The 21040-nt window shown below is 62.4% G+C and carries 19 protein-coding genes and 1 tRNA gene; 7 read left to right on the top strand and 13 right to left on the bottom strand.

The features are described 5' to 3' along the window. Positions 1-140: 140 nt before the first annotated feature. The 4 genes from RFM41_RS10550 (at position 141) to RFM41_RS10535 (ending at position 3751) form a co-directional block, all read left to right on the top strand. Entirely contained in the window at positions 141-428 is a 288-nt protein-coding gene (locus tag RFM41_RS10550; protein ID WP_320245187.1) for a type II toxin-antitoxin system Phd/YefM family antitoxin, read from the top strand. A gap of 9 nt (positions 429-437) precedes the next feature. Next, positions 438-887, top strand: coding sequence for a hypothetical protein (locus RFM41_RS10545; RefSeq protein WP_320245186.1), 450 nt, complete (start codon positions 438-440; stop codon positions 885-887). 588 nt (positions 888-1475) lie between these two features. Next, complete coding sequence (locus tag RFM41_RS10540; protein WP_320245185.1) at positions 1476-2933, top strand: metal-dependent hydrolase family protein; 1458 nt, start codon at positions 1476-1478, stop codon at positions 2931-2933. Between the two features lie 2 nt (positions 2934-2935). Then, positions 2936-3751 carry a hypothetical protein gene (locus RFM41_RS10535; protein ID WP_320245184.1) on the top strand — a complete coding sequence of 272 codons (816 nt, stop codon included), beginning with the start codon at positions 2936-2938 and terminating at the stop codon, positions 3749-3751. A gap of 41 nt (positions 3752-3792) precedes the next feature. Here RFM41_RS10535 and RFM41_RS10530 read toward each other — a convergent pair whose 3' ends face one another. From RFM41_RS10530 to RFM41_RS10515, 4 genes are read right to left on the bottom strand one after another with little or no spacing between them, the layout of a single operon-like run. Then, positions 3793-5073, bottom strand: a complete 1281-nt coding sequence (locus RFM41_RS10530; RefSeq protein ID WP_320245183.1) for a TniQ family protein — start codon at positions 5071-5073, stop codon at positions 3793-3795. Positions 5074-5077: 4 nt separating this feature from the next. Further along, positions 5078-6118: a TniB family NTP-binding protein gene (locus tag RFM41_RS10525; protein WP_320245182.1), complete on the bottom strand. Its 1041-nt coding sequence runs from the start codon at positions 6116-6118 to the stop codon at positions 5078-5080. Further along, the gene (locus tag RFM41_RS10520; RefSeq protein ID WP_320245181.1) at positions 6111-8336 is read right to left on the bottom strand and encodes a TnsB C-terminal domain-containing protein; all 2226 of its coding nucleotides are present in this window, start codon (positions 8334-8336) and stop codon (positions 6111-6113) included. Before RFM41_RS10520 ends, RFM41_RS10525 begins: the two co-directional genes overlap by 8 nt. Continuing rightward, positions 8333-9046, bottom strand: coding sequence for a hypothetical protein (locus RFM41_RS10515; RefSeq protein WP_320245180.1), 714 nt, complete (start codon positions 9044-9046; stop codon positions 8333-8335). The genes RFM41_RS10520 and RFM41_RS10515 overlap by 4 nt, the downstream gene beginning before the upstream one ends. An 855-nt stretch (positions 9047-9901) precedes the next feature. Between RFM41_RS10515 and RFM41_RS10510 the strand changes: the two genes are divergently transcribed. Then, on the top strand, positions 9902-10330 hold the full coding sequence (locus RFM41_RS10510) for a DUF4304 domain-containing protein (protein WP_320245179.1): 429 nt from the start codon (positions 9902-9904) through the stop codon (positions 10328-10330). Between the two features lie 217 nt (positions 10331-10547). Here the strand turns inward: RFM41_RS10510 and RFM41_RS10505 are convergent, their stop codons facing one another. The 9 genes from RFM41_RS10505 to RFM41_RS10465 all read right to left on the bottom strand — a co-directional run bounded on the left by RFM41_RS10505 (position 10548) and on the right by RFM41_RS10465 (position 19287). Continuing rightward, complete coding sequence (locus RFM41_RS10505) at positions 10548-11033, bottom strand: GlcG/HbpS family heme-binding protein (protein ID WP_320245178.1); 486 nt, start codon at positions 11031-11033, stop codon at positions 10548-10550. A 259-nt stretch (positions 11034-11292) separates the two neighbouring features. Further along, entirely contained in the window at positions 11293-12114 is an 822-nt protein-coding gene (locus tag RFM41_RS10500; RefSeq protein ID WP_320245177.1) for an MBL fold metallo-hydrolase, read from the bottom strand. A 3-nt stretch (positions 12115-12117) separates the two neighbouring features. Then, complete coding sequence (locus RFM41_RS10495) at positions 12118-12912, bottom strand: TatD family hydrolase (protein ID WP_320245176.1); 795 nt, start codon at positions 12910-12912, stop codon at positions 12118-12120. Beyond that, the gene (gene metG, locus RFM41_RS10490) at positions 12912-14456 is read right to left on the bottom strand and encodes a methionine--tRNA ligase (protein WP_320245175.1); all 1545 of its coding nucleotides are present in this window, start codon (positions 14454-14456) and stop codon (positions 12912-12914) included. The genes RFM41_RS10495 and metG overlap by 1 nt, the downstream gene beginning before the upstream one ends. 127 nt (positions 14457-14583) lie before the next feature. Next, positions 14584-15639, bottom strand: a complete 1056-nt coding sequence (locus tag RFM41_RS10485) for a DNA polymerase III subunit delta' (protein ID WP_320245174.1) — start codon at positions 15637-15639, stop codon at positions 14584-14586. Then, positions 15636-16310, bottom strand: coding sequence for a dTMP kinase (gene tmk, locus RFM41_RS10480; protein ID WP_320245485.1), 675 nt, complete (start codon positions 16308-16310; stop codon positions 15636-15638). The genes RFM41_RS10485 and tmk overlap by 4 nt, the downstream gene beginning before the upstream one ends. Before the next feature lie 72 nt (positions 16311-16382). Further along, positions 16383-17561: a D-alanyl-D-alanine carboxypeptidase family protein gene (locus tag RFM41_RS10475; RefSeq protein ID WP_320245173.1), complete on the bottom strand. Its 1179-nt coding sequence runs from the start codon at positions 17559-17561 to the stop codon at positions 16383-16385. A 127-nt stretch (positions 17562-17688) separates the two neighbouring features. After that, on the bottom strand, positions 17689-18954 hold the full coding sequence (locus RFM41_RS10470) for a septal ring lytic transglycosylase RlpA family protein (protein ID WP_320245172.1): 1266 nt from the start codon (positions 18952-18954) through the stop codon (positions 17689-17691). 228 nt (positions 18955-19182) lie between these two features. Beyond that, positions 19183-19287, bottom strand: a complete 105-nt coding sequence (locus tag RFM41_RS10465; protein ID WP_320245171.1) for a putative RiPP precursor — start codon at positions 19285-19287, stop codon at positions 19183-19185. A 225-nt stretch (positions 19288-19512) separates the two neighbouring features. Between RFM41_RS10465 and RFM41_RS10460 the strand changes: the two genes are divergently transcribed. Both RFM41_RS10460 and RFM41_RS10450 read left to right on the top strand, forming a co-directional pair. Further along, positions 19513-19602: transfer RNA gene (locus RFM41_RS10460), tRNA-Ser, on the top strand. A 1025-nt stretch (positions 19603-20627) separates the two neighbouring features. After that, positions 20628-21035: a DUF930 domain-containing protein gene (locus RFM41_RS10450; protein ID WP_320245170.1), complete on the top strand. Its 408-nt coding sequence runs from the start codon at positions 20628-20630 to the stop codon at positions 21033-21035. Positions 21036-21040 lie beyond the last annotated feature (5 nt).

Below are 21040 nucleotides of genomic sequence, written 5' to 3'. Positions count from 1 at the left end.
GGGAGAGTTGAGTCCCAAGCGGTCTTTCAGGTCGGCGTGCGGCACGCAGTGCTACCCCTTCAGGCTAATGCGAAGGCTGTCACGCTTGACAGAAATACGTATGTTACGTAACATGCAGAAAACTTAGATGGAGAAGCGCCATGGTTTCCGTTGCGGCATCCGAAATCCAGAAGAATTTTGGAGAGTGGCACGATCGTTCGTTCCAAGGCCCGGTCGAAATCACCAAGTACGGTCGAACGTCCGCTTTCCTTGTGTCCGCCCCGCTTTTCAAGGCGATGTGGGCTTCGTTCCGGCAAGCCGTTCCGACGGCCAACCTGTCGTCCGGCGAAGTTGACATGATCCTGAGTTCGGAAGTGGCTACGGATCAGCCTTATAGCCTGGATGATATTCCCGATCAGGACGACGCGCCTGCAGGTCCAAGAATCTAGGAATCTTGAGTGAAGATTCCTGCCGTTCCTCCTGTCGGTCACGTAATCGCTTACGAGTATCTTTGGAGATCCAAAGTCGGCCAGCGGGAAGACGGAGAGAAGACTTACCCCGTCGCGGTCGTTCTCGCCAGGCACGATGTCGGTCCAACTCCTGTTGCCTATGTCCTGGGCATCTCGCATACGCCGCCGAGGGAAGGGAGGCGGGCGCTTGAAGTTCCTCCCAAGCTGAAGCGTCACCTCGGACTCGATGACCAGCCATCATGGATATACACCGACGAAATCAATGTGTTCGCGTGGCCTGGGCCTGATGTCCGGCCCGCCGAACACCTTTCGCGGTCACCCGTTGCGCGGGGGACATGCGTGATCGGCGCTCTGCCGAGCGACTGGTTCAAACAAGTCACCAGCCATCTGGCCGAAAGCCATCGAATGGGACTCGCCAGGACGATCCGGCGTACCTAACGAGTTCGGGGGCGACAGTTGCGGGGGATACTGCTTCTCTTGGCAGCCGCGATGTCCTTGACTGCAACCTTCGAATACGTAAGCTTGCCCTTCGGCAACGCAGGGATGTAAATGAGCGAGAATGAGGAAAGCCCTGCGGGAGATCGCGGCGATCCGGCGGAACCGCTCAGGACCAGCCTCCTCTGCGGCCGTTGCGGTCGGCCAGTCACAGTTCTGGTGCTGACCCTGCCGTATCTCTACCTTTGCCACGAGTGCCTGGAGAGAGAGTCCGGCCGGGCCTGACAAGGATGTGTCGGGCGAACTGCAATTGCAGGTATACGGCGACCGTTGGGGGGCGACTTCGCACAGAAGCGGCGGTAACTTATGGCGATATCTTTGTGTAGCGTTCTCTGGAGAACACGATGTCGGGGATCATTATCGATCAATTGGAACGCCTAAAGAACGCAGCCTCGTGGATGCGTAGACGCTGATCCTTGTGATTGACCCTTGATCGAAGCTCTGTCATCAAGACCAGTGCGTCGGCGACAGTAATCGATCGAACCTTTGAGCGCCCTCGTCTCGCCTGCCTTATGAGGCTTGGAGGTAGATATGAGGGTGAGCTTCGGTCCGAAGTATTCAGGGTTGGCGCACGGCATGGGGTGCGCATGCCATAGCCCGCTTGCGCTCCACCTGTTTCAAACGGTCAACAAAGCTTTGTCGCGCCGCTCGGTTCTATCCGGCATCGCCGCAACGCTGGGTGCCTCGGCACTTGGCCTCGCTTCGCCATCCTTCGCCCAGGCGACCGCCAAGCCGGTGCTTCTCAAGAACGCCCGCATTTTCGATGGTGTTGCAGGCAAGCTCGCCGAAGGCAAATCGGTTCTTATCGACGGCAAGACGATCAAGTCGCTGCCCGGCACAAGCGAAACGGTGGCCGACGCAGACGTGATCGACTGCGCCGGCCGCACGCTGATGCCTGGAATGATCGACGCGCATTGGCATGCGCTGCTGGCCGGCATTTCGCAAGTTGCCGCGATGACCGCCGATATTCCCTATGTCCATCTCGTTGCCGCGCAGGAGGCCGAGCGCACCATCATGCGTGGCTTCACGACGGTGCGCGATGTCGGTGGGCCCTCATTCGCTTTGAAGCGGGCGATCGACGAAGGCCGTATGCCGGGTCCGCGCATCTATCCTTCCGGCGCTATGATCTCGCAGACCTCCGGGCACGGTGACTTCCGCATGCGCGGTGAGTTGCCCCGCACGCCGCAAAGCGACCTGAGCGCCGCCGAGCAGGCGGGGGTCGCGGCGATTGCCGACGGCGAGGCGGAGGTGCTGCGTCGAGTACGCGAGGAGCTCATGCTCGGCGCCAGCCAGATCAAGATAATGGGCGGCGGCGGCGTAGCCTCGGCCTACGATCCGATCGATGCCCTTCAATATACGGAGGCGGAAATGAAAGCCGCCGTTGCAGCGGCGACGGATTGGGGCACCTATGTCGCCATCCATGCCTACACATCCGCGGCTGTCCAGCGTGCCATCGCAAGCGGGGTAAAATCGATCGAGCACGGCCAGCTGATCGACGAGGAGACCGCCAAACGCATCGCGGACGCAGGCGCGTGGTGGAGCATTCAGCCGTTCCTTGCTGATGAGGATGCCAACACCTACTCCTCGCCAGATCAGCGCGCGCAGCAGCAGATGATCGCCGAAGGAACCGCGCGGGCGGTCGAGCTTGGGAAAAAACACAGCGTCAAGATGGCGCTGGGGACAGATATCCTGTTCAACCCAAAGGGCACGGCGACGCAGGGCAAACAGCTCGCCAAATTCAGCCGCTGGTATGAAAATGTCGACGTCTTGCGGCTGCTGACAAGCGGCAACGCCGACCTGGCTGGCCTCTCGGGACCCCGCAATCCTTATCCTGGAAAACTCGGACGCATCGAAGCCGGGGCCTACGCCGATATTCTCGTGGTCGACGGCAACCCGCTCGACGACATTTCCCTGATCGCGGATCCGGACCGGACTTTGAAGCTCATCATGAAGGATGGGCGCATCCACAAGAACACTTTGGCGGGGTGACCATGAGAAAGTTCCTTGGGCTATTGATATTTGGCGCGGCCGCCTTCGCTTCGGCGGAGGCAAAGGCCGCCGACGCTCTTGCCGGCGGCCCGGATGCAACCGCGGGACCTGACCGGAACTGGGCGTTGCAGGTCACGCCCTACCTCTGGGCGGCCGGGATCAAGGGGGACATATCGCCGTTTCGGTCAGGCCCGACGATCGGGATCGACAAGTCGTTCTCGGACGTTATGCACGATCTTAACTTCGGGACCTTCGTCAACGTCTGGGGCAGGTACGACCGTTTCGTCTTCTCAGGCGACCTGATGTATGTCGATACGACCGACGAAAAGACGTCCGGGCCACTTCCGCCCCTGCCGCCGCCCCTGCCGCCAATTCCCAGCGTCGATGCCAGCGTCGACACAAAGGAATTCATGTCGACGCTGCAGGCGGGCTACCGCGTCTATGACAGCCCGTCCTTCACCCTGGATGCCTTGGGTGGCGTGCGTTTCTGGCATATCTCGAATCGGGTCACGGTGCAGGCGGCAGGCCTGTCCGGCAGCTACGGCGAGAGCTTCGGATGGGCGGACCCGGTTATCGGCGCCCGCGCTTTCCTTCGGCTGACCGACAAGCTTTCGGTTCAAGCCCAGGCCGACATAGGCGGGTTCGACGTAGGCTCGAAAAGCACGTGGCAGGTGCTGGCGACAGCCAACTACATCGTCACCGACAATCTTTCCGCCTCAGTCGGCTACAAGGTGCTCGACGTCGACTACGAGTCTGGCGGACATGTCTTCAACTCGCGACTGTCGGGACCGGTGCTTGGCATGACCTGGCGTTTCTAGGCGGGTAACGCCAGTTCGATAGCTGCGCTGTGCGACGACCCTCATTGGCATCGGCGACGGTCAGGCCATCCCATCAGGAGACCCGGCCCGTCACCGCGAATAACGCATCGTAGGCCGGGTTCCGGATCAATGACCGTCGCCAGGCGGTTCCCGTCGACAAGTTTTCGCGCCTCACGCAAGGAAATGCCGAGTTCCAGGGCCGCCTCCCTGAGCGTAATGCCCGAGGCGAGATCGGCCGCGAATGAACGGACGAATTCCGGGTCTACGCTCCGCGGAAGCGGCAGGCAGGCCAGGCCCGCCTTCGCCCGGCGCTGTCGCATGACCGCCTTTACGGTTCCGAACTCGACGCAGCACACCTGGTCGGCCTCGCGGTAGGTGAAGTGGCCGTACGGCAATCGCGGATCGTCCGAGGACAGCGTGTTGTCGAAAAAGCGGGAGAGGGCGCCTTCCAGGCCGCCCGGTTGGTCGAGCACCAGCCAGTACCGGAATTCGTCGGAGTAAACGGGCGGGACGAACGTGCCGATTTCCGGGCGCGACGACTCCGCCGCGGCGATCGCGGCCGGGAAGCCGTCATCCGGATCTGAGAGGATGGAGAATCCCTTCGAAAGGATGCGGCGCAGACGCTGTGACGGCGTTCCCGTCAGGTGACCCCTGAGATGCGGATCGAGCCCGAACCTGCCCACCGCCATCATCGTGGCGATCGCCTCGTCCAAAGGGAGCGGGTCGAGCAGCGGGCAGGGGGGCGCATCGCGGGCCAGCCTTCCGATGATGTAGGCGTCGGCCAAGCATTCCTCCGGCGGAACCGGCTGCGCTGGCGCGAACTCGAGCCTGCGGCCGCAGCCGCAGTTGAAGTATCCCGACGTCCGCCATGTCACGGCCGACCCGCATGGACAGCTTTCCACGAGTTCGCAGAGGTGGACGGGACAGCAGGTCACTTCGTCGATGTCCCACCAGGCGCGATGGACCGCCGTCTCGCGGAAGCAGCGCGGGCACCAGCGCCTCCTTCCGAAGCTCAGGTCGCCTCGCCGGAGCCTCTGTCCCATGAGCCACGTCCAGTTGCCGTCGAACGTCGGCGACGAGAACGCGAGCTTCCCGGGGTCCGCCTTGCACAGCCTGGCGACTTCCGAAAGCGCCAAGTTGGCGACGCGATGGGAATAGGGAAGTCCGGCAGCGAACCCGAAGGCGGAAACGGCGCCGCGCAGGTTGCGCTCCACCGTCCGGGCGAACAGGGCATGGGAGGGTTCCATCGGATGCGGGACCACCCGAAGGGGGAATGCCTCCATCTGGGCAAACGTCTCGATCGGCTGGAGGGTGTCCTCCATCTCGTTACGGCACCAGCTCGCGGCGGACCGTCGACGTCTCGTCGGGGTTGCGGTCGAAGATGGCCTCGAACCCGTCCGGAAACTTGACGTTGGGCCGCCCGCTGCTGAACGGATTTCCGATGGTGCCGACGGGCTTCAGGACATCGAAGGCATCCGCGAGATGCGCGCGTTCCAGATTGGAGGCCTCCAGCCGGGTCGCGATCTCGACGGCTTTCGCCGTCAGCACGATCACCAGCCCGACCAAGCCGGCCGTGGCGAGATGAATTCGCCAGCCGAGATCCTTCTTGTCGTCCAGAGGCGGGCGCCGGGCGAACCAGCTAAGCTGGTCGGCGACCTCTGCGATGAAGTTCAGGAATTCTTTCTGGTCGCCTTCCTCGTGCCAGGAATATTGCTTGACCTCGAACCGACCGCTGACGCGGCGATGCAGTTGAAGGTTGACCTCCACGATCATCAGGGAACTCATCAGCCCGGCGATCACGATCTGGCCGTTGTTCCAGTTCGTGAATTCCTTCACGACGTCGGCGACGAGGAACTGGGTCTTGTTGGTCCTCATGTCGACCATGTGGTTGGACTCGTCGAAGATGATCAATTCGACCTTCTGCTCCACCAGCTGAAGGTCGATCGCCAGCGAGAGCTGGTCCGGATGGATTCGTCCGAGCACCGGCGTTCCAAGCGCGGCCATCATGCGTCGCTGGATGGAGTATCGGTCGACGCCCGGCGGCACGTGCACGTAAAGGACGCGACGCACCACGCCCGTTTCCGTCTCGATCAGCGGGAACTGGTTCGCATAGTGGCGCAGCGTCCTCGACTTGCCCGCTCCGGTCTTGCCCGCGAACATCAGGACCGATGATTCCGATCCGGCCGGATCGAACATCATGTGGTGCGCAAGAAGGGCCTCAAGGCCCTCCTGGAACCGCAAATGCGGAATCCGCAGGCGTCGCACGGCCTTGGCGCGTTTCGCTGCCTCGCCGACAAGGGGAACGTTGACGTACCTGGCGATCCCCGCAGGGATCTCGAATTCTTCGAACGCGACAGCCTTAGTCATCCGCGATCAACCCCAGCTTGCGTCGACCCGCATTGGCTTCCGCTCTGAGGACTTCCGTGCCCATAGGCTCAACCTCCGGGGGTTCGGCGGGCGTATCATGGGAGGTTGCCGCGACCGTCTTGCCGCGGCGGGCAGGGAGCTCGTCGGAGGCCTTGATCGGTTCCTCGTCCACCAGCGAAAGGTAGTTCGCGGAGGCGGTCGCCTCGTCGATCTCCGCGGGATCGTTGAGGTAGGCGCGGTTGGCGTTCAGGTACCGGGCGAGCTTGATGGAGCTTCCTCCCGCGTTGCGCTCGGCGATCATTTTCCGGGCCATCTGCTCGAGTTCGAGCCGGGCTTGGATGAGCTGTTCCACGGTCAGGATCCTTTTGCCTGCCTTGGCCCTAGCGTGGGCCTTGATGACGATGTGCTGGTATTCGCTGAGGCCTTTCGCGTACCGCATCTGCTTGCATTCCGCAGGGACGGCCACGGTGCGCTTCGGGTTGTGCGGGTCTTGGCCCAAGGCCCACGCCTTCGAGACGTCCTGGGCGTCGTATTTGATCTCGACATCCCGCAGGATGCCGTTCTCGTCCGCATAGCGCTCGCGCAAGGCTCCGAGCGCCTTGGAGTTGTACTCGAGGCCGTGAATGCGGAAGCCGTTGGCATTGATGACGCGCGACGGCTCGTATTTGCCAGTGAGCAAGGCCAGGTCGGCGGGGGCAGGTGGCGGCTTCACCTTCATCTCCGCCGTCAGCTTCTCCCACGCCTCGTACGGGGTCATCCCGTGGCCGCGGTGGACGGTGTGGTGGTAGACCTCCACGATCCAGAAGCCGAGAAGGAGCTTCAGCTCCCGGAGCGTGACAACGACAGGGTCCTTCCGGCCCTTGCGTGACTTGGCCAGCGCCTCGCGGAGCTTCTTCGGCAGGATGCCGAGCGCCGCCGCGAACTCGCCGCGCTTCACCGTCCCGAAGAACCGTTCGATGAAAGGCTTCAGCTCCGGAGATTTCGGGGGCAGGACCGTCAAGGAAGTGCCGCACCGGAACGCGGCGTCGCGCGTGTGCTTCGAGATGAAGTCTCCACCCTGGTCGCAACGCAGCTCGTTCAGCTTGCCGAACATCGGATAGCGGCCGGCAACCACAGGAATGCCGTCGGGATGGGCACCCATCCACGAGAGGTCCTTAGGCATGATGGCGTGCTTGAGAACACGCCCGACGCCGTCGCTGTTCTGCGGCATGAAATGGACATCCCATCCAAGGATCGCTCTCGTGGCCAGCTCGATGATGGCCGTGAAGCACGGGTATCCGAGCGGGAACCAGTTCTCGTCGTCGACCACGAACAGCCCGGAGAGCCAGCTGTCGTCGGTCTCTCCCGTTTCCAGTGGCCGTCCGATGCCCGGTCCCGGGCCGACGACGCGCAGCAGACGTCTGCCTTCCTCGGCTCCGTAGATTCTCATAATCCTGTCGACGGCGTGCCGCTTTTTCAGCGCCCGCCGGACTATCGCGTAGGAGACGAGCGTCATCCAGTCGATCAAGCCGTCTCCGTTGCGGTCGATCATCGAACGCTGCTCGGCGGTGCCGTCGCTCAAACCGACCTGGTAGGTGTACTCCGACAGGTCGGTCGGCAGGTTGAGCTTGGCGATCCGGATCGCCTCGGTCTGCACCGCAGGAAGCGTTCCCCATCCTGTGTACTTATTGTCGATGGCCTGCTCGATGGCCTCGAGCACGAAATCAGGCTTTCTCGAGTCGCGGTTTCCCCTGTATCCGGTGCGGGGAAAGAGGGACGCAGGGTTGCAGCCTGACCGTTTGAACACGTTGTAGAGGCGCTCGGCGCTCGCCCCGAGAATGGGCTCGACGCCTTCAGGCGGCTCGACCGAAGCGGCGATCTCGCCAAAGAGCAGCCGTTTCCGGCGTAGGGCTTTCGGGTTCCGCCTGATCCTGTCGTCGATCGCCTCGATGATCCGCAGGCGGTAGGCTTGTGTTGCCATGTCCACGTCCGAAACCTTCGAAGGGTCCACGGTCGAAAGCGCAACGAGGTCATCCGGTAGGTCGTCTTTCTCGGCTCCCACGCGAAAGCTGTCATTGTAGCTGCTCTCGATCTCGAGGTCGGAGATCGCGAACGGCACGGAAGGTCCGTTAATGGGCCGAATCCAGTAGCCGGGCGGGTCGACGCTCCTGTTGTCGATGAAGCCAGGAATTCCGCGGCACGTCACCAAGGTGCCTTTGTCGAAATGCATCGCTGTCATCGACGCCTCCACACTCTCGTCGAGAACGAAAGAAAGGCGCTCATGTCGGCGCCGACGACGCCGTGCCAAGCAAGGCAGAGAACCGCTGCGAGCGCTTCGCCCTCCGGCATTCCCGTCATTGAAGCAACGCCATGGATGTCGACGGCGCCATCCGGCGGCATCACCCTCGAAACCTTGTTCAGATCGGCCTCTGGGATGTCCGGACCGGAGCAGTCGTTGATCTGCTTCGAATTGGACAGCCTGGGTTCCACACGAAGGTCGGCTGGCATGAACCGTCGATAGCGGCCGCCGTCGCGGGCCAGCCCGGCGTCTAGCGCCCGGGTCCGCTTCGCGACGAGGTCCGACTCCGCATGTTTTGGGTTGGCGATGTCGCAGTAGAGCCAGCCCGCGCTCGTATAGACGCCGAAGTCCGGCGTGTGCTCGATCCATTTGCTTCCGTCGAACCACTCCAGGGTCTCCGGCCGGGCGCGGATCGACCTCACGGACGGATTCACCTCCGCAAGCGTCAGGAACTGGTGCTGTTCGAACCCCCAGTAGCTGACGCAGTAGCCGCTCCTGCGGGAAGGGAACCCGCTGGCGACCGTCCATCGGCCCTTCGGTTTCGTGTGGGCGAGCGGAGGCTCGGGGCTCCGGTAGGGGACGTTGGTGCGGTAGAGGCTGAAATCGCCTGCCGGCGGCCAGTCGGGCTGCCCCGACGGACTTTTACTCATGGCACTGCTCCATCGTTCGCCAACCGGGAAGGGTCGGACGACGGGGAAATCGGAAACGAGTGACCTTGTCCGCTCGGCACGCACGCGTGAGGGCAGGTGGCCCGGCACGAATGCGTGTCGGAGCGGACTCAGGGTCTATGTAGTGGGAGGCTCCTGAGCGGAGGCCAAAAGCGCGTCGGCGCTAGGCTATCGAGGTCCGTATTCGAAGGGACAGCATCGCGGTCCGTTCCTGTGTCCGCCGGGCGTAGCCCGTGTTGGGATGGATCTGTGAGGCTGGAACAAATACAGAACACGATTTTGGGAGTCAACCAGGTCGGCGAATTTCGCCGGTGATTGGTTAACCTCTATGCGCTAGGAGTGTAGCTGCGCTCTACATGGCGTGCCTCCTTTCTTTCTTTTAGGTGGATGATCGGAGATTGGGTCCTGAAGGCATGCAGGACCTTGGAATGGGTCACCTGCCGGGTGGCCCATTTCCGCCTGGGCGATAGCCCGGCGGAAAGTAGAGAGAAGCCCTCTCGAGGCGACTTCACGCCGGGTACCCGGCCGCGAGAGGAAAGCCGCGCGGGGCGAGGGCGCTTCCGCCGGGCGGACGGCAGCACTTCAGTTTCTGGATTGCCATGTCGTCGACCTGCAACGCTGGAGCACCCGTTGAAGGATTCCTTTTGAATCCTTCAGCAGGACATCACGAAATCCCTAACAAATTGTCGCCAGCGACATGAGGTGGCGTTGTCAACTATTTGAAATCGCTACGATATTCATAGCCTGTCAGGCTGGTTGACTACGAAACTATGAGGATCATAGTTCGGACCGCGCAAGAGCGAATGGTGTCAGCGTATGAGTGCGTCGAAGGCGGACATGGTCGGCGAACTGCGGGCCACGGTAGTTCCTTGGCTACGTCGTGCCGGCTTCACCGGGAATTTTCCCCATTTCCGGCGAATTGAAGAGAAGGCCATCGATCTTCTCACTTTCCAATTCGACAGGCACGGAGGCGGGTTTCTCGTCGAGATCACCCGTTGCCCGCCTGGCGGCGTCGTCACTCCGGAGGGTAAGGCGATCGCGCCAAACGACGTGAAGGCATGGGATTTGAACCCGTCTCGCAGGAGACGCGTCGTTGTGCGCCAAACGGGTCGGATGGAAGACTGGTTTCGGTTCGACCGCCAGTCATCCAGCGACCTCAGCCTGATGCTACTCGGCAAGCTGAATGCGCCAGGCCTTTGGGACGGGCTTGGTCCGTTCGGAGAGCCCAATGAGCAGCACCGACTGCTCAAAGACCTTGAAGACTGATGAGCGATAAGCGTGGGGCAGCCACGGCGGCCGCGATGAGCGGGCGGCTGCGGGAGAGTCAGCTTATGGGTTAAAACCGCAACTTATGGGTCAAAAGACAGCGAGGGATTGCACGGCGACCTATATCAGAAAGTCGCATAAGATAGATTATGGAACTGCTTGATAAGCCCGTGATGCGGCCCGCAGTCCGGCGAGCCGCATCGATGGCTTTATTGAGTTACTCGGCGGCCCCGATCGCCTTGAGGCCGGCGGCGGCGCATTTGGCATCGATGTCGCCTGAAGGAGCACCGCCGACGCCAATGCCGGCCACCAGCGCATTGCCGATCTTGACCGGCAAGCCACCGGCCTGGATCACCATGCGCGGATCCATGTCGCGCATTCCGTCATTGGCCGGCTTGGACGCGATAAAATCGGCGAGCCCGGCTGTGTCGCGGCCCAGCGCGGCCGATGCGAATGCCTTGCCTTCGGCGCTGGATCCCGTATGCGGTCCGGAATTATCCGCTTTGAGCAGCACCTGGGTTCCGCCGCTCCGTGCCACGATAGCAACGCTGACATTGCTGCCTTCGGCGACGCAGGCCTGCAGCGCGGCTTGTGCCGCTTTGGTCGCCATGTCGAGCGGCAAGTAAGGCGCGGTCGGCAATTCCTGCGCTCCAGCAGCCATAGGCGCAAGAAGCATCGCTGTAACAACGAGTTTGCGAATCATAGTGACTCTCCTTTTCAAAAAACAAGGAAAGATTAGCGGCTCTTGAACCCAATGTATATTTTAGGATTTTATGTAAAAAAGACTGCTTATCAAGCCACGCGACACAGATCGGTCGAGATTCCCCCTGAGTGCGACGATGCGGCTCTTTGGAAATCTGCGCCACCCCTAATTGGCGGCCAGAATGATCAGCGCGCCACGCCGGTTAAGCACCGGACCGAGCAATGACGACTCAGTCAATGGCGGCGGTGAGGGTCTTCTCTTATCGTTCTGATTTATAAGGGATTTCGACAACCATGCCGTCATAGGCCGGCGCCACGTGCTCCGGCGTCTCGGCCATCACGGCGGCATAATCCAGCGGCACATGCATATGCGTCAGCACGGCATTCCTGGGCGCCAGCTTTTCGATCCACTCCAACGCCTGGCCGAGCGACAGATGGCTGGGATGGGTTTTGTACTGCAGCGCGTCGATCACCAGCATATCGAGGCCGCCCAAACGCTCGACGGTGGCGTCCGGGAAGCCGCTGATGTCAGGGCAATAGGCAAGCCCGCCGATGCGGAAGCCGAGCGAGATGATGTCGCCATGGAACTGCGGCAGCGGTTCAAGGGTGAGGGCGCCCCCCTCGCCTTCGATCACGACCGGCCTCGCGTGATCGATTATGTGAGCCTCGACGATCGGCGGATAAGAGCTGCCGGGTGGCGTCTCGAAGCAATAGCCGAACGCCTGGCGCAGCCGCTCCATCGTCGGCTCGTCGGCATGGATGTCGATGCGATGACGTTGCTCGAGCACATAACCGCGCAGGTCGTCGATGCCGTGGATGTGGTCGGCATGCGGATGCGTGTAGACGACCGCGTCGAGGCGCTTGACGGAGGCCAGCAGCATCTGCTCGCGGAAATCCGGCCCGGTGTCGATGACGACCGTGGTGCGCGCGCCATTGGCCGCAATCCGCTCGACCAGCGCGGCCGTGCGCATGCGCCGGTTCTTCGGATTCTTCGGGTCGCAATTGCCCCAATCGCCGGTGATGCGTGGCGTGCCGGGCGATGAGCCGCAGCCAAGAACAGTGAAGCGCAGCCGGTCGCCCATGCCTCAGCCCGCCGCCATGTCGGGACGCGGCATCTTGGTGAACAGCCGAAAGAAGTTCCCGGTGGTGATATCGGCGATTTCGGCCTCGCTGATGCCGATGGTTTCGGCAAGAACCTTCGCCGTGTTCACCACATAGGCCGGCTCGTTGCGTTTTCCCCGGTGCGGGATCGGCGCAAGATAGGGCGCGTCTGTTTCGACCAGCAGCCTGTCGCGTGGGACATCGGCGGCGATCGCGCGCAGATCGGCGGAATTCTTGAAGGTCAGGATGCCGGAAAACGAAACATAGCCGCCCAGCGCCACGCCGACTTCGGCCAGCCTGCGCCCGGACGAAAAACAATGCAGGATGAAGGGGAAGGCGCCCTTCCCTGTTTCGTCCTCGAGGATCGACGCCATGTCGTCATCGGCATTGCGCGCATGGATGACCAGCGGCAGGCCGGTCCGGCGCGCGGCGGCGATATGGGTGCGAAAACCTTGCGCCTGCGCATCGCGCGGCGCCTTGTCATAGAAATAATCGAGCCCGGCTTCGCCGATCGCCACCACCTTTGGGTGGCCGGATAGCCGCACCAGTTCGTCGGCGGTCACGTCGAGTTCTTCCGCCGCCTGATGCGGATGGGTGCCGACCGAGCAATAGACCTCGTCGAAAGTCTCAGCGATTTCAAGAATCTGCTGAAATCGCCTCACGCGCGTCGAGATCGTGACCATGCGGCCGATTCCGGCGGCGAGGGCGCGGGCGACGATAGCCGCCCGCTCCTCGGCGAAGTCCGGAAAGTCGAGATGGCAATGGCTGTCGACCAGCATCAGGCGCTCTGCTCGACATAACGCGGAAACACGCCCTCCGGAGCAGGCAATGCGGTGCCGGGCACCAGCGCATGCTGTGCGTGGACATGCTCGAAATTGCGTTTGTCCGCGGGCACGGCCAACAGGTCAAGCAGCTTGGCGGCCGACCCGGGTATGAACGGCTGGCAAAGCACCGTCACCCGGCGCACCAACTCGGCCGTCGTCCACAGCACGGTTTCCATGCGCTCCGGGTTGGTCTTCTTCAGCGCCCACGGCTCCTGGGACGCGAAATAACGATCCGCTTCGGCGACGACGCCGAAGATCGCCGCCAGCGCCAGATGGATCCCCTGCTCCGCCATCGTCCGGCGCGAGACGGCCAGCGCTTCGATCGCCTGGTCGAGGATCGCCGCGTCGGCCTCCGCCAGCTCACCGCGCTTCGGCACCGCGCCGCCGCAATTCTTGGCGATCATCGACAGCGACCGCTGCGCCAGATTGCCGAGGCCGTTGGCGAGGTCGGCATTGGTGCGGTTGACGATCGCTTCATGGCTGTAGTTGCCGTCCTGGCCGAACGGCACCTCGCGCAGGAAGAAATAGCGCACCTGGTCGACGCCGTAGTGCTCCACCATCGTGAAAGGGTCGATGACGTTGCCGACCGACTTCGACATCTTCTCGCCGCGGTTGAACAGGAACCCATGGCCGAAGACGCGCTTCGGCAGCGGGATTCCCGCCGACATCAGGAAGGCCGGCCAATAGATGGCGTGGAAGCGCACAATGTCCTTGCCAATGATGTGCGCGTTCGCCGGCCAAAAGCGCCATTTATCATCCTTTTCATCAGGATAGCCGACGCCGGTGATGTAGTTCGTCAAGGCGTCGACCCACACATACATCACATGCTTCTCGTCGCCCGGCACCGGCACGCCCCAGTCGAAAGTGGTGCGCGAGACCGACAGGTCCTTCAACCCCGATTTGACGAAGCTCATCACCTCGTTGCGACGCTCGGCCGGGCCGATGAAATCGGGCTGGCTTTCGTAAAGCGCGATCAGTCTGTCCTGGTAGGCCGACAGCCGGAAGAAATAGCTCTCCTCCTCGACCCATTCCACAGGTGTTCCCTGCGGGCCATAGCGCACATTGTCGGCGCGGACCTCGGTCTCCTCCTCGCCGTAATAGGCCTCGTCGCGCACCGAATACCAGCCGGCATAGCCACCCTTGTAGATGTCGCCATTGGCGGCCATTGCCTTCCAGATCGCCTGGGAGGACGCGTAGTGCCGCCCCTCGGTGGTGCGGATGAAATCGTCGTTGGAAGCGTTGAGCGCGCTCGCCATGCGCCTGAACTCGGCCGAGTTGCGGTCGGCGAGTTCGCGCGCCGTGATGCCTTCCTTGCGCGCCGTCTGCAGCATCTTGATACCGTGCTCGTCGGTGCCGGTCAGGAAGAACACGTCCTTGCCGTCCAGTCGCTGGAAACGGGCAAGCGCGTCGGTGGCGATCAACTCATAGGCATGGCCGATATGCGGCTTGCCGTTCGGATAGGAGATCGCGGTCGTGATGTAGAATGTGTCGCGTGACATGAATGAACCGACATGAATATCTGAATGTGAGTTGTGGCGGTGGATATCGCATCGGAACGTCGATTGCCATCCCGAGGCCAATGCATGCCGCCCGAAACTGGGCCAACGGCATGCATCGAACGAGCCGTCACATTCGCATCGCAGAATTCAGGCGGTCGATCATGGTCAGGGCGTGCTGCTTCTTGTCGAGGTTGTAAGTCTCAGCCTCAGATATCGTGTTCAGCGCCTCGTGCCAAGCCTCGGACAGCGTTTTGGCTCTGGCGAGGTCGCCGGACAACGCCGCTTCGCTGGCGGCGGCCGAAAGCAGGTCGAGCGCGCGGCGGTTGAAGATGTCGAACTGGATCTCCTGGTCGCGCCCCGCCACGGCCTCGGCAAGGCGATGCGCGCCAGCGATGTCCGGCTTCCGGGCCGCCACCAGCGCATCGAGCGCGCCGGCGATCTCCAGCCCGCCATATTGGGTGAGCAGGATCGCATTGCGGGCGCTGCCTCCTGCCCGCTCGGCGAGTGCCGCGCGCGCGGCCGGCTCGTCCGGCGGCGGCGGCTCGACATTCTCCAGCACCGCCATCAGCTCGTCAGCGGCCAGAAGCGCCAAACGCACCACCTGGCAGCGTGAGCGGATCGTCGGCAACAGGCTGCCCGGCGCATGCACGATCAGAACGAACAAAGTGCGCGCCGGCGGCTCCTCGAGGTTCTTGAGCAGCGCGTTGGCGGCATTGGTGTTCATGTCGTCGGCCGGGTCGACGATGACCACGCGGTAGCTGCCGTCATGCGAGGTCATCGACAGGAAGCGGCTGACCTTGCGGATCTCGTCGACGGTCAGCACCGTCTTGAAGCTCTTGGTCTTGTCGTTGGCTGGGCGCGTCAGGTGCAGCACACCCGGATGCGCTCCGGTGGCGATCTGGCGAAACAGCGACGAAGCCGGATCGGGAACGGCGAGCGTTTCGGGCGCCGTCTTGAAATCCGGATATCTCAGAAGATGGTGCGCGATGTGGAAGGCGAGCGTCGCCTTGCCGATGCCTTGCGGCCCGGCGAAAATCAGGGCATGCGGCAGCTTGCCGGCGCGGTAGGCGCCGGCAAGCATCCCGGCCGCCGTCGCATGGCCGATCAGCCGCGGCGTTTCGGCGGGCTCGGGCACGCCGTCCAGCGTGTCGTGCTGTTCAGGGGCGATGCGTTCGAAGATCATGCCGGCGCCGTCTCAATCTTTTGCGCCGGCATCCGCTCTTCCAGCGCCGCGAAGACGGCAGCGGTGACGACATTCTCCACCGTATCGGGATCGGCGGAGGCGTCGATGACGACGCAGCGCTCCGGTTCCGCCGCGGCGATGGCCAGGAAAGCCTCGCGCCGTCGCCTGTGGATGGCCAAAGTCTCCTTCTCGAAGCGATCGGCGGCATCCCCTGCCCCGCGCCGTGCGGCCGCTCGCTTCAGGCCTTCGGCGGGATCGATGTCGAAGATCAGCGTCATGTCCGGCATCATGCCGTTGATGGCCACAGCCTCCAGCGCCTTCATGAAATCGGCATCGAGCCCGCCGGTGACGCCCTGGTAGACGCGCGAGGAATCGATGAAACGGTCGCATAGCACGATCGAGCCGCGCTCGACCGCCGGCCGGATGACCTGCTCGACATGGTCGGAGCGCGCGGCGGCGAACAGGATCGCCTCCATCTTCGGGCCGAACGGCTCGGCCGCCCCCGACAGAAGCACATGTCTTACGGCCTCGGCACCGGGCGATCCACCCGGCTCGCGGCTGACCAGGACCTCGTATTTCTTGGCGCGCATGCGCCGCGCCAGCCGCTCGATCTGCGTCGACTTGCCTGCTCCTTCGCCGCCCTCGAAGGTGATGAAAAACCCGCTCGCCAATCGAGACTGCCTCTGCTCGTGCTGGCCGCTGTCATAGCTCCCGTCCGGCAAAAGGTCCACGAACTTGCCCAATCACAAATGTTTCTGACGCAGCCAGCCGACAGCGAGTTCCTTGGCCGCGTCGAGCGCACGCTGCGGCAGCGTGCCCACTTTCACCGACTCGGCCGCATAGAGCGGCGTCTGCTGGCTCAGCGTATCGCCTATCCAAACGCGCAATTCCCCGACAGGTTGCCCCTCCTGGACGGGCGCCGATACCGGACCCTGGTAGACGATTCTGGCGGTCAGCTTGTCGCGGTTGGCTATCGGCAGAAAGATGTCCACGGGGCCTTTGGCTTTCAAGGCCAGATCGGACTTGGCGCCGCCGAAAACCTGCGCTTTCCCGACCACCTCGTCCTTGGCGAAGATCTCGGTCTTCTGGAATGACCGCGAGCCCCATTCGAGCAGCTTGCGCGCCTCTTCCGAGCGTTCGCGGTCATTCGCCAGCCCAGTGAGCGCGGCGATCACGCGGACGCCGTCGTGGCTGACCGTGCCGACCAGGCCGAAGCCCGCCTGCTCACTGGCGCCGGCCACGAAGCCGTCTGCTTCGATGCCCATGGCAATCAGCGGGTTGCGGTTCTTCTGCGAGATCTTGTTCCAGGTGAAGTCCGGCTGGCCGTAATAGTGGAAGAATTCCGGATAGTCGCGCCACAGATGCAGCGCCAGCATCGTCAGTTCGCGCACCGTCGTCTGTTGCCCGTCGGCCGGCAGGCCGGTCGAATTGACGAAGGTCGATTTCCGAAGGCCGAGCTGGCGGGCGCGATCCGTCATCTGCGCGGCGAAATTCGCCTCCGACCCGGCCATGCCTTCGGCGAGCACGATACAACCATCATTGGCCGCCTGCACGGTGACGCCCTGGATCAGGTCCTCGACGCGGACCGCGGATTTGAGCTTGGCGAACATGGTCGAGGTACCGGACGGAGCGCCGCCGGTGCGCCAGGCGTTTTCGCTGACGACGAAAGTGTCGTCGAGCGTCATGCGCTTCGATTTGATGGCGTTGAAGACCATTTCCATCGTCATCAGCTTGGCCATCGAGGCCGGCGGAATCGGCTTGTCGGGGTCCTTGGCGAAGAGCACAGTGCCGGTGTCGGCATCGATCATGAACGCCTGCGTCGCCTTGGTTTCGAAAAGCTGCGCGTTCGCCGGAACGGCACAAAGCAACACCAGCACCAATCCCAGAAGGCTGGCGAAAGGCGGAAGAATGCGCAGTTGCATGAAATGTCGACCCAATCTGAGCAATACCGGCGACGCCGAGTGGCTTTCGCCCGAATTGCGCAAAGACTACCCCGTGCCTAAGCTATCAGGGTTTTTTACGGCCGGATCGCCGGCACCGCAAATTTGATCAGTTACGCACAACCAGCGCGTCCGGCGCGCCATGTGACCAGGCTGCCTGAAGCAGGTCGTCGATGCTGCCGTGGCCGTCCGGATAGACATTGACCGCATACCAGTCATTGCCGTCGAGCTCGGTGCGCTGGATCTCGGTCCGGCCGAACGGCTTGAGCGCCGCGGCCACGCGCTTTGCCTCCGCGGCTTGGTCGAAGGAACCGGCGGCGACATAGTCGGTCGCAGGCGCCTGTTCCTGGCGGTTCGACTTCTTCCACGACTGAAGAATATCGGCCGGCGACATGCCGCCGGAATCGAGCGCGGCAAAGACATCGGCGCGCTTCACCCGCTCATCCGCGTAAGACAGCGAAGCCATGGCGAAAGGCGAGTTCGCGGGAAGACCGAGATCCGGCCGTTCCGGCACGATCGGTCCGAAATCGGGCAGCGCGACATCGCCGGCGCCTTGCACCTGGAATGCCGCCGGCTGCACGGTCGGCTGCTCCGACAGGCCCGGCTTCGCGGCGAAGGCCTGGCCTGAATTGGTCAACTGCCCAGGGAACGGCACGGCGGCCGGCGGCGCGCCTGCTGACAAGCTCGGCGACGGGCCGTTCATGGCCACCATCACGCCGGTCGGCAGGCCGTCGGACGGATCCGGGCGGTTGTTGCCGGGATGGTAGGAGGCCACCAGATACTGGTCGTCGTCGCCGTCGAGCGGCGCGCGGCCGACATATTCGACTTTGACCTTGGCGGTGCCGACCTTGTCATAGTCGAGCATCTGCGCCGCGCGTTCGGAGACGTCGATGATACGGCCTTCATGATAGGGACCGCGGTCGTTGACGCGCACGATCACCGAGCTGCCGGTCTCCAGATTGGTGACGCGGGCATAGCTCGGCAGCGGCATCGTCGGATGCGCCGCCGTCAGATGCGTCATGTCATAGACTTCGCCATTGGCGGTCAGACGGCCGTGGAAGGCGTCGCCATACCATGAGGCCAGCCCGACCTTGGTGAAGCCCTTCTTATCTTCCTTGGGATAATACCACTTGCCGCGCACCTGATAGGGCTTGCCGAGCTGGTCGCGGCCGCCGCCGCGCCTCATGAATTGGACGCGCGGGCTCGCCTTCACGCCATATTCGGATTCCGCGAAATATTCCTTGGAGCGGGCCTTCTTGTAGACCATCCCCTTCGGCTCAGGTTGTGAGGCGCAGGCAGCCAGAAGCAGGCCCGAAAGGGCGCACAGGGCGAAAGCAGAAGCGCGACGAAGACGCGGGCGCGCCGGAGTCTGCATATTTTCGATTGTCCCCTACCGTGCCACACCCGACGGAGCCAGAAGTCGCCCGTCAGGCCAACACCTTGATCCCCAATCCTTTTTGCACAGGAATTGCTTATCACGATGTTAATCGATTATGGCCGCAACAGGGCAAGATTATGGCAAGGCGCCCCCGCATGCTGCCTGCGCCGCTTCCACAAGGTTTTGCCACCGCAGTGAACCGTGCGGGAGGAAGCCGAAAGCAAGTTATGCCGGCGGCGGCGGTGGTGGTTCGGACGGAGCCTGCTGTGCGGTCGCACGCGACAGCATCTCGCGCTTCGTCAGAATCGGCTTCTCGTAGCTTTTCTTCATGATTTCCCCCTGCCTGAATATATTAGCAAACCGAGATTGGCCGACCTTTGGCCGAATTGTCAACGTCGGTGGATGGAATGCTCGCGGTTCTCCAGCGCCGGTCCTTTCCTCCAGATTGGCTCCTGGTGATTGACAGGTCTTTGCGCGACGAACTAGAGCATGGCTCGCAGCCCTTTCGACATGGCCCTCGCGGCCAACGGGACGGCGCCTCGTGAAGATCACGATGGAGGGATGGCCGAGCGGTTTAAGGCACCGGTCTTGAAAACCGGCGTGGGCGCAAGTTCACCGTGGGTTCGAATCCCACTCCCTCCGCCAGTCAACCCCTGTCCGACCCGGACACATAGGTTACGGTTTATACCGGAGACATGGGTAACACTTTTGGCCCGAAAGTGTTTTGGAGCGGTTCGAGCCTGCATGTCTCGTCGTCGAAATATCCCAAGTCATAGTCCATGAAGTTGGTCAGCGGTCGGGCGCCGTCGACATGGACACGGTGATCCCGTGGGCAAGGACGAGGCGGGCAATGTCCGGATGGGTTCGATCCGCGACATCCTCGCCGACTTGAAAAGCCACGATGACCTTCTGCAAGCGATGCACGGGTGCGTGTTGTAGCGCTAGCTTGAACAAGGGGTCGCCCCGACCAAGGTGCGGAGCGGCCAACACTCAGATCATTTTGAGGAAAACGGCTGCGAAGCGGAGCCGCTAGCCAACACTTTTCCTGACGCATCCACCGCCTTCACGGTGATGTTGTAGAAATGAGTTCCACTATCCGGGCACGGCCCTTTGTACCGAAACTCCCCGTACGGCAATGACGTTTGTCCTTTATAAGCGACCGTTCCGCCGCCATGTTCAAACGCAGAATTACTGTCGGTCATTCTTATTTGAAGTTTTGCGGTTCCGCTGGGAACACCCGATAGCGTTATTGGGGGTGACTTCGGGTCGAAGCACTTTTTGGTCGGCCCTCATTGAAATGAAACCCCCATGCCCGAGGCGGAAGCGCCCGAAGCAATCAACGTGAATCCAATTACAAGCAGCAGTCTTTCATCACTTCTCCGACAGGCTAGGCGGAGGGAATTGCCCCTACCCACAAGACACCAAGCCGCGAAAAGGAAACTAAGCGATTCTGCGTGGAGGCCGAGATCAATTTCGAGCTCGGCAAAACCTGGAGCACGGCCGGCCGCTTGGCGACGCGCGGTGAGCAACGCGCCTTCAGTCAAACTGCGCTGACGCACCGGATTTCTGCTACGCTATCGTTGCCATAATCGCACCGGGAGCGTCTCCGCGCACCGGCAAGGTGGTCAACGGTTGGTGAAAGAGCGTTTATTTGATTTCTCGGACAAAATATGCTGCTTGTCGCGCCCATGAGAAAGCTCTGCCTGATGGTTCTGGCGTCGCTGACGCTGGCCTTACCGGCCAAGGCGATGGATAATGCGTTGCGCGCCGGCCTGATGAAACTCGACCCGCAGACTCGCCTCGAGCAGCGGTGTGACGCCGAAGTGCTCGACCGGATCAGTCACGACGATCGCAGCTACAAGGCCGACCGCGTCGTGGCCTACGCCTTCGCCACGCCGCAGATGAGCGTCGATGCCATCAAGAGCTCCGGCGCCGCCTTCCGCAGCAAGGGCCAATGGTACCGGCTGAAGTTCAAATGCCTGACCGCGCCGGACCACATGCAGGTGCTGCAGTTCCGCTACAAGATCGGCGACGAAATCCCGGAATCCGACTGGGCCAAATATAATCTCTACGACTAGTTTTC

It is taken from the genome of Mesorhizobium vachelliae (assembly GCF_033977325.1).
GTDB classification, from domain to species: Bacteria; Pseudomonadota; Alphaproteobacteria; order Rhizobiales; family Rhizobiaceae; genus Mesorhizobium; species Mesorhizobium vachelliae.
The sequence above is the reverse complement of the archived record's forward strand: the minus strand, read 5'-3'. Positions and strand labels throughout refer to the sequence as shown.

Coding starts and splice junctions, on each gene's coding strand:
- RFM41_RS10550 (WP_320245187.1), top strand. CDS start 141: ATGGTTTCCGTTGCGGCATCCGAAATCCAGAAGAATTTTGGAGAGTGG.
- RFM41_RS10540 (WP_320245185.1), top strand. CDS start 1,476: ATGAGGGTGAGCTTCGGTCCGAAGTATTCAGGGTTGGCGCACGGCATG.
- RFM41_RS10535 (WP_320245184.1), top strand. CDS start 2,936: ATGAGAAAGTTCCTTGGGCTATTGATATTTGGCGCGGCCGCCTTCGCT.
- RFM41_RS10530 (WP_320245183.1), bottom strand. CDS start 5,073: ATGGAGGACACCCTCCAGCCGATCGAGACGTTTGCCCAGATGGAGGCA.
- RFM41_RS10525 (WP_320245182.1), bottom strand. CDS start 6,118: ATGACTAAGGCTGTCGCGTTCGAAGAATTCGAGATCCCTGCGGGGATC.
- RFM41_RS10520 (WP_320245181.1), bottom strand. CDS start 8,336: ATGACAGCGATGCATTTCGACAAAGGCACCTTGGTGACGTGCCGCGGA.
- RFM41_RS10515 (WP_320245180.1), bottom strand. CDS start 9,046: ATGAGTAAAAGTCCGTCGGGGCAGCCCGACTGGCCGCCGGCAGGCGAT.
- RFM41_RS10510 (WP_320245179.1), top strand. CDS start 9,902: ATGGTCGGCGAACTGCGGGCCACGGTAGTTCCTTGGCTACGTCGTGCC.
- RFM41_RS10505 (WP_320245178.1), bottom strand. CDS start 11,033: ATGATTCGCAAACTCGTTGTTACAGCGATGCTTCTTGCGCCTATGGCT.
- RFM41_RS10500 (WP_320245177.1), bottom strand. CDS start 12,114: ATGGGCGACCGGCTGCGCTTCACTGTTCTTGGCTGCGGCTCATCGCCC.
- RFM41_RS10495 (WP_320245176.1), bottom strand. CDS start 12,912: ATGCTGGTCGACAGCCATTGCCATCTCGACTTTCCGGACTTCGCCGAG.
- metG (WP_320245175.1), bottom strand. CDS start 14,456: ATGTCACGCGACACATTCTACATCACGACCGCGATCTCCTATCCGAAC.
- RFM41_RS10485 (WP_320245174.1), bottom strand. CDS start 15,639: ATGATCTTCGAACGCATCGCCCCTGAACAGCACGACACGCTGGACGGC.
- RFM41_RS10475 (WP_320245173.1), bottom strand. CDS start 17,561: ATGCAACTGCGCATTCTTCCGCCTTTCGCCAGCCTTCTGGGATTGGTG.
- RFM41_RS10470 (WP_320245172.1), bottom strand. CDS start 18,954: ATGCAGACTCCGGCGCGCCCGCGTCTTCGTCGCGCTTCTGCTTTCGCC.
- RFM41_RS10465 (WP_320245171.1), bottom strand. CDS start 19,287: ATGAAGAAAAGCTACGAGAAGCCGATTCTGACGAAGCGCGAGATGCTG.
- RFM41_RS10450 (WP_320245170.1), top strand. CDS start 20,628: ATGCTGCTTGTCGCGCCCATGAGAAAGCTCTGCCTGATGGTTCTGGCG.